Origin of the sequence: Neobacillus sp. C211 (assembly GCF_051842875.1) — a bacterium.
In the GTDB taxonomy this organism is placed as follows: domain Bacteria; phylum Bacillota; class Bacilli; order Bacillales; family Cytobacillaceae; genus Neobacillus.
In genome coordinates this window covers 1-1,387 of record NZ_JBPXRO010000091.1, presented here as the reverse complement: position 1 = coordinate 1,387, position 1,387 = coordinate 1, and the positions used below count along the sequence as shown (strand labels likewise).

Genomic DNA, 1,387 nt, shown 5'->3' with positions numbered 1-1,387 from the left:
GCAGGATAGTTGAAGAAGGAATTTCTCTAATCTTGGAAGAATTTATATTCAAAGATATGTTAAGGAGCTTGTGAATAATATGGAATCCATTAGTAAAAGCGAAGTAAAGCTACGAGATATCACAGAGGAAGATCTTCCTATCTTTTTCGAACAACAACTAGATTCAACGGCGAACTATATGGCTGCCTTTACAACTAAAGACCCCACTGATAAGGACGCATTTTTTGACCATTGGACAAAAATTATTGCTGACGAGACCATCACAATTAAGACTATATTATTCAATGGCATTGTCACTGGACACGTCTCGAACTTTGAACAGTTCGGCGAACCCGAAGTAAGCTACTGGATTGGGAAGGAATATTGGGGTCAAGGTATTGCAACTAAAGCGTTGTCAGAATTTCTGGAGTATATTAAGGTACGTCCGCTCTATGCTCGTGCCGCTAAAGATAACCTAGCCTCCATCAGGGTATTGGAAAAATGCGGGTTTAAAATCATCTCTGAAGATAAGGGTTTTTCTAACGCAAGAGGCAAGGATGTTGAAGAATTTATTTTGAGGCTTGAACCTTATGATATGTAATAAACGTAATACGATTGGAGGGGTTCTTGACTAAGAAACCTTCTGTTGTTTAACTAATGGGTGCAAGAGTAAAACAAGGGGTCGGTAATGCGATCCCTTTCATTTTGCACTAACGAAGCAGGTTACTTGAAGAAGGAATTTATCCACAATTGTAGAATATTTCAATAATCATTTAGGATTGGATGATGAAATTATGGAAATCTTAAGGAGGTATTGTGGTGAATCAAAAAAAATTCATAATAACTCAGTATAATCATATGTATGCTGATCAGACAGTAGAAATGTGGCGAGATAGTAAGGAACGAGCTATTGGTCAGAAAGAAATTCATAGCTTTAAAAATCATCAAAATTTTTTAAATAATATATTACCCAAACATTATCAAATAGATTTAGCGTTAATTGATGACAAAGTAGTTGGAATGATCGCCTATAATGAAAGGGAGATAAGCCAACTTTATATTCATATTGATTATCAAGGAATCGGTATTGGTCAAACATTACTAGACAAGGTAAAAGAACAATCAAGTGGGAGATTAACATTATATACATTTGAAGTAAATGAAAATGCACAACGATTTTATGAAAAGAATGGATTTATAATCATTGGTAGAGGACACGAAAATGAAGAAAATTTACCTGATATTCAATATGAATGGATATCTAAATAAATAATACAAACAGATACTATATATATATAAAAGTTTAAGGAAAAGCGATTGTTTAACTAATATAAGTCGGTTCTTTTTTGGTGAATGAGACCCAATATTGTGAAACAATTCACTTAAACTATCGGGTGCTTTACTTCAA

The 1,387-nt window shown here is 33.9% G+C and carries 2 protein-coding genes; both read left to right on the top strand.

What is annotated here, in order from left to right:
* The first annotated feature begins 79 nt into the window (after nucleotides 1–79).
* The gene (locus ACSU6B_RS29135) at nucleotides 80–580 is read left to right on the top strand and encodes a GNAT family N-acetyltransferase (RefSeq protein ID WP_410889956.1); all 501 of its coding nucleotides are present in this window, start codon (nucleotides 80–82) and stop codon (nucleotides 578–580) included.
* Between the two features lie 218 nt (nucleotides 581–798).
* Complete coding sequence (locus ACSU6B_RS29130) at nucleotides 799–1,248, top strand: GNAT family N-acetyltransferase (RefSeq protein WP_410889954.1); 450 nt, start codon at nucleotides 799–801, stop codon at nucleotides 1,246–1,248.
* The last annotated feature ends 139 nt before the right edge of the window (nucleotides 1,249–1,387 follow it).

Coding starts and splice junctions, on each gene's coding strand:
- ACSU6B_RS29135 (WP_410889956.1), top strand. CDS start 80: ATGGAATCCATTAGTAAAAGCGAAGTAAAGCTACGAGATATCACAGAG.